This is a genomic window from Corynebacterium sp. HMSC14H10 (assembly GCF_001807105.1).
Taxonomy (GTDB): Bacteria; Actinomycetota; Actinomycetes; order Mycobacteriales; family Mycobacteriaceae; genus Corynebacterium; species Corynebacterium jeikeium_D.
The window spans coordinates 102,760-108,759 of the sequence record NZ_KV787451.1 but is presented as its reverse complement, the minus strand read 5'-3'; the positions used below and the strand labels follow the sequence as shown (position 1 = coordinate 108,759).

The 6,000-nt window shown below is 58.8% G+C and carries 5 protein-coding genes; 2 read left to right on the top strand and 3 right to left on the bottom strand.

From position 1 onward, the window contains the following. Nucleotides 1-121 precede the first annotated feature (121 nt). Nucleotides 122-916, bottom strand: a complete 795-nt coding sequence (locus HMPREF3135_RS10430; protein ID WP_069359094.1) for an ABC transporter ATP-binding protein — start codon at nucleotides 914-916, stop codon at nucleotides 122-124. Nucleotides 917-1,018: 102 nt separating this feature from the next. Beyond that, nucleotides 1,019-2,035, bottom strand: coding sequence for an FtsX-like permease family protein (locus HMPREF3135_RS10425; RefSeq protein ID WP_083310805.1), 1,017 nt, complete (start codon nucleotides 2,033-2,035; stop codon nucleotides 1,019-1,021). Nucleotides 2,036-2,184: 149 nt separating this feature from the next. Between HMPREF3135_RS10425 and HMPREF3135_RS10420 the strand changes: the two genes are divergently transcribed. After that, entirely contained in the window at nucleotides 2,185-3,390 is a 1,206-nt protein-coding gene (locus HMPREF3135_RS10420; protein WP_070439588.1) for a sensor histidine kinase, read from the top strand. A gap of 61 nt (nucleotides 3,391-3,451) precedes the next feature. Continuing rightward, nucleotides 3,452-4,135: a LuxR C-terminal-related transcriptional regulator gene (locus HMPREF3135_RS10415; RefSeq protein WP_083280654.1), complete on the top strand. Its 684-nt coding sequence runs from the start codon at nucleotides 3,452-3,454 to the stop codon at nucleotides 4,133-4,135. A gap of 54 nt (nucleotides 4,136-4,189) precedes the next feature. Here the strand turns inward: HMPREF3135_RS10415 and HMPREF3135_RS10410 are convergent, their stop codons facing one another. Then, a complete protein-coding gene (locus HMPREF3135_RS10410) occupies nucleotides 4,190-5,359 on the bottom strand; it encodes a L,D-transpeptidase (protein WP_070439581.1) in 1,170 nt (389 codons plus the stop codon). Between the last annotated feature and the right edge of the window lie 641 nt (nucleotides 5,360-6,000).

The window sequence follows — 6,000 nt, the reverse complement described above, 5'->3', positions numbered from 1 at the left end:
CTCACACAGTTTCACATTTGCAGCCCGTAATTTCTGGGGTTAAAGGCCAAAAATGTGAGCCTTTCCGGCGGCGTGGTTATCTGACCCAGCCTTTTCGATGCCGCCTCCTCCCCCATAGTCACTACCGAGTAGCCACCAAGCCTGCATCCGCGGACTGCAGCTTGCCGTCAACCATCTCCACGATTCGGTCGGCACCGTGAAGCTGCCCCAGGTCGTGGGTGATGTACAGGGTGGCCACACCCATCTTCCGCGTCACATCCATAATCAGTCGCGTCACCGCCCCTGCACTCTTCTGATCCAAAGCCGCGGTCGGTTCGTCGACTAGCAGCACTTCCGGCTCATTCATCAGTGCGCGCGCAACATTGACGCGTGCCTGCTGACCACCGGAAAGCTGGCTCACGCGACGGTTTCCCAGCCCAGTCAGGCCGACTGCCTCTAGCAGCTCATCCGCGCGCTTCTCCGCTTCACGACGGCCACCCGCCGGCCACCCGAAAACACGGCCCAGTCGCCGCATTGCGATGAGCTGCTGCTTAACCGTCAGCGCTGGCAGAAGATTCGGCTGCTGGAAAACGATGCCGATGTGTTCGCGACGAATCTTGGCAGCATCCGCGCCGCGAGCGCTCAGATCAATGGCCTTCCTTTCCGCACTCTCGTCCGCGCCTGCACCGTTCGCGTCCTGCTTGTTGGAGTACAGCGTGACATGTCCGGTATCGGCACTCTTCAAACAACCTGCGATGGTCAACAGAGTCGACTTGCCGGAACCCGATGGTCCGACCAGTCCCACTACCTCGCCTGCCCGGATCTTCAGCGAGATGTCATCCAAAATGGTGCGTTTGTTGTCGCCATCTTGGACGGTCAGCGAGATGTTCTTTAGAGCGAGTGCCACGGGAGCCTGGTTGTCGATGTAGGTAGTCATTTTGTCCTCAATTCCTCAATTCCTCAGTTGCAGGTTGTGCATGATTAACGCGATGTGAGTGTTCTGTGGGAAGCCGCCGTGCTAGGCCGTACTAACGAGCCACTACGCATTCGCCAATGCGGTGGTCGGATCGACGCGGAATACCGGCACCAGTGCCAGCAGCGCACCAACTACGCCGGTCACGGCCAGAATGAGCCCCGGTACGACGGTCGTGGAAGCATCGACCACAATTGGCATGACGTCGCCGCTCTGCAGAGCCCAGCCCGCCGCTGCAGTCACCGCAACACCGCCGCCGACTCCGATTGCCAGCACGGCCAGGACCTGCGCCAGAGAGTCAGCCACCAGCACGGAGCGGGACGCACCGAGCGCCGAGGAAATGGCCACACCACGCAGTCGTTGAACAGTCCACACGGTGAAGAACGCGCCTACCACCAGCGCAGAAATCACATACAGCATCGAGGTCATCGCGTTCAGCGAAGTCTGCTCACCCTGGTAGGAAGCCGACAGGTTATTGCGCTCGCCGTCGCGCAGAATTGTTCCTTCCGGGACATTCGGCAGCTGCGTCGCAGACTCGTCGACAACCATCGCCGCCGGCACCATCTGCCCCGGCGTCAGGTCTTCCATCACACCGCGCCCGGCATAAATGACCGCTTGGTGATCCAGCCACTTATCCCCCGCCACGCGAGCAACGGTGGTCTCGTGCTCGCCCATCGCGCCAGATAGGGTCAGCGAGTCACCTTCCGCAATGGCGGTTTCACCGACACCGTCGGTGACGGCCACCTGGTCGTCGTTAAGCGAAAAGTCGGAGATGACGGTGACGGGCGTTTCATCGACGCGCGCACGACTGACGTAGACATCGCGGACGTTTGCGCCGTTGTCGCTCGCCCACGTCTGGACGCTCTTTCGCGCCGTCTCGCCGATACTTGACGACGACAGCGACGTGGCCCCCTCCGAGATGACGACGGCGTCGTTTTTGTCGTAGACCTCGTCCAGTGCGGAGACGGACTGGGCGGACAGGCCGGCGGCCAAAGCCGAGAGGAACGTGACCATCACAGCAATCATCCCGACGGTGATGGTGATCAGTGCGGCACGGCCTGGAGCGGCTCGAAGTTCTTTCATTGACTGGTACATACTCATTATGGTCGTGGATTCAAAGGCGGATTTAATCGCCATGGAGGTTGAACTTCGTCTCCAACTTTCGGTTGATGTTGACAATTCCGGCTCGTCAGCGGTGTTTTGGCAGGCGGAACTGCCCTAAGCTCGAGAGCGTGGATACTCCTGAGACCCTGAACCGCAGCTGGCAATTACTGCGGTTTGCCCTGGATGTTTTGGTGCTGGTGCTGCTGGCGGTATGCGTGGTTCCGGATCCGCAGTGGCGAATCATCACCTATGCGGCGTGTTTTCTAGCGGTGTACATCGCAGGTTCGGTCGGGCCGATTGGTCGGGCTCGGCATGGCAACGTAGCCAACGAGGTCGCGCTGACTAAGCCGCGTGGCCTGCTGTTGGGCTGGCTTGTGATTCTGCTGCTGTGCTGGGCGGCAATGTCGTTTGCGACGCTGGATGCCTCTTTCCTGGTCTTCCCGCTGTTTTTCGTAATTCTGCAGGTCACCGGTGGCCTAATGGCCGTGGTTATGGTGGTGGCAACGACGGCGACGGCAATCGGTGCTATCGCCGTCCACACTCCGCTGACATTTGGTGGTGTCCTCGGCCCCATTCTGGGTGGGACGTTTGTACTCACGGTGGGGCTGGGGTTCCGGCTCCTGCAGAAGGAGACTATCGAAAAGACCAAGGCGCTGGAGGAGCTCTCGGCTGCCCGCGCCCACTCGGAAGCACTGTCCCGTCGTGCCGGTGAGCTGAACGAACGCGCACGCCTCGCAGCCGACATTCATGACACCGTGGCGCAGGGGCTTTCCTCCATCCAGCTGCTGCTGCATTCGGTGGAGTCTCGCATGAAAAGTGCTCCCACTCAGCATGACCAGGCCTCGGTGGATTCGCTGCAACTCGCTCGCAAGGTCGCGGCCGACAACCTCGCCGAAACTCGGCGCATTATCGCAGCACTTCAGCCGGCTCCTCTCGAAGGGGCTGACCTATCCGGCGCGTTGGAGAAAGTCTGCTCCTCCACGGTGCTGGGCGATGCGGTCAGCTTCTGCGTTGACGGCACACCCACGCGACTGCCGGCCACCGTCGAAGCCACAATTATCAGGGTGGCCCAGGCGAGCTTGGCGAACGTCGTCAAGCATGCACACGCCACGCGCTGTCGCGTCACTCTGACCTATCAGCCCGACGAGGTTCTGCTCGACTGCGTCGACAACGGCATCGGCTTCGACCCCACCGCACCAACCAACGACGACAGCGTGGGTATCGCCAACGCGCGCCGACGCGTGGAAAAGCTCGGCGGCACCTTCACAATCGAGTCGGAACCTGGGCGCGGCTGCGGTGTCAGCGTCAGCATCCCGCACGAGCTCGCCTCTTAAAGTCCCGCGCCTGGTATGCAGGTAGGAAACGACCATTCACATCACCCGAGGAGTTAGCCAGGTGACCAAGCCCATCGGAGTCCTCATCGCCGACGATCACCCCATCGTCCGCGCTGGTCTTCGCGCAGTCGTTGAATCGGCGCCGGATATCGTCGTGGTTGGCGAGGCGGCCAGCGGTGACGAGGCGGTCGAGAAGGTGCGCGCATCGCTTGACGACGACTCTTGCGACCACATCGATCTGGTACTCATGGACCTTCGCTTTGGTGAGGCCCCTGGCACCGCTTCCCGCGCAGGCGGAGTTGATGCCACTGCAGCCATCCGCGCACTCGCCGGGCGCGGCGTGAAGGCTCCGGAGGTGTTGGTGGTGACCAACTATTCTTCGGACTCCGATGTGCTCGGCGCTGTCACCGCAGGCGCAGTTGGTTATCTGCTGAAGGATGCCGCTCCGGAGGAGCTCATCGATGGTATCCGTCGTGCCGTTCGCGGCGAGACCGTGCTGAACACGCAGGTTGCCGGGCGCTTGATGGGGCGGATGCGCAATCCCAATACGGCACTAACCCCGCGCGAACTCGAGGTGCTCGAGTTGGTCGCGCGGGGTATGTCGAATAGAAAAATTGCAGAGCAGCTGGTGCTCACTGAAGCGACTGTGAAGTCGCATCTGGTGCATATTTTCACCAAGCTAGACGTCAGCTCCCGCACCGCGGCTGTTGCTCGGGCGCAGGAGCTGGGAATGTTGGATGAATAGTAAGCGGTCTAACCCGTGTGACTTAAGTGATGGCCTCACTTAGAGGACAGGGGGTTACCAAGAGCTGGTCTCGTCGGCGTTGCCCTTCTTCCAGGTCTCCCACGGGATGTTCCAGTCACCTAGTCCATCAACACCGGAGAGCGTCTCACCAATCGTATTCTTCACAATCACGATGTCACCGCGCTTAGTGTTGTCCAGGAACCACTTAGCGTTGGCGTCAGTGACGTTGATGCAGCCGTGAGACTGGTTGACGCTGCCCTGTGCCCACGTTGACCACGGTGCACCGTGGACGTAGATACCGGAGTAAGACATCTGCGTTGCATAGTTAACCGGCGTGACGTAGCCACCGTTTTCCAGAGACAGGCCGTAGGTACGAGAGTCCATCACCATGGTCTCGTTGCGATCACCGATGATGTACTGGCCATTCGGAGTCGGGTGAACATTCGACCCCATAGAGATAGGCATGGAGTTTACGACTTCACCGTTCCTCTTAATGACCATGGTCTTCGTCGCGTCATCAGCGATAGCAATGACTTCATCACCGATAGTGAAGCTGGTTTCGGCGGACTCCGCACCGTACATATCGTCACCAAGATCCGTGCCGTAAATATCGGACTTCACGGTAACCTTGGTCCCCGGCTTCCAGTACTCCTTTGGACGCCAGCGCACCTCACTGTTATTCAGCCAGTAGAAAGCGCCTTCCACCTTAGGCTCGGTGGTCACCTTAATTGCTTCCTCAGCAGCCTTGCGGTCCGAAATACTCGCGCTGAATTTCACAGCAATAGTCTGACCGACACCCACGGTGGAACCATCCAGCGGGGACAGGTAACCATTTACCTGAGAAGTCGGCTCGACGGTGGTGAAAGAAGTAGCCAGCTTTTCTGTGCCCGAGGTGGCGTTAATCTCATAGGTCTTTGAGTAGCCCAGGGGTTCTGCAGTGGTCCACTTGGTACCACTGGAGTCGAGCTTGCCCTTGACCTCTTTGCCCTCAGGGTTGGTCATAACAACCTTGTCCAGGTGATGTCCCTCTTCCACCTGAACCGAAATCGGGTCAACCACCGAAACATCGGTGGCATCGTCCTTCACACTGGCGACAAGACCAACGTCCGACTTCTCCGCCTCTTGCTGCTCGGCATTATCGCCGCCGACGGTACAAGCAGCTAGCGAAATGGTGGCCGCAAATGTCACCACCGCCGTCGACAGGCGCTTAAAAGATTGCCGCATGATCGTGCTTCACTCCAACAGTGCAATTATTAAGTAGTAAGTCCCGGGGACACACTGTGACACACAGCGGAGTCCTGCTACAGCCCCTGGTGCGCCCTCGAAAAAGGTCAGACTACCCTGCAACGGCACTAGCCGCCGATAAAACGCCCGCCCTAGCTGAAAAAGCCGTAATGACTGCCCAATCGCAGTTTTCAACTCTTCACAGGGCGCAGCACGCAAAGTAGCCCAACGGTTCCTACAGTTAACCCTCTGGAAAAATGCTGTGCAACCCCCAAAAACCGGGGCACTTCAACCGACCTGGGAAAACGATGCACCTTTGAGGCTGCGTTACCGAAAAGTAATCAGTTCGCTATTCAAAAGTGCCACCGGACGTTACTAAACACCGCCGAACGTCACCGAACGTACCTACGGCATCAATGCACGCTCCCGGCGTTGATGACCTTGATACAACCCCCACCCCACTTTGAGGATTTTCAAACTTTTTTTGAACTTTTTTCAAACGGTTGCGCAAAACCCTTCAAAAAACATGCAAAAACGTCAGCTCAAAAACAGCACCTGACCAGCCGATTTTACAAACAATCAGAAACCTGGTTATATATCTTCTCGTTGCCGGCGAGGAGCTCACACAGAGAGCACCAAGC

Coding starts and splice junctions, on each gene's coding strand:
- HMPREF3135_RS10430 (WP_069359094.1), bottom strand. CDS start 916: ATGACTACCTACATCGACAACCAGGCTCCCGTGGCACTCGCTCTAAAG.
- HMPREF3135_RS10425 (WP_083310805.1), bottom strand. CDS start 2,035: ATGAAAGAACTTCGAGCCGCTCCAGGCCGTGCCGCACTGATCACCATC.
- HMPREF3135_RS10410 (WP_070439581.1), bottom strand. CDS start 5,359: ATGCGGCAATCTTTTAAGCGCCTGTCGACGGCGGTGGTGACATTTGCG.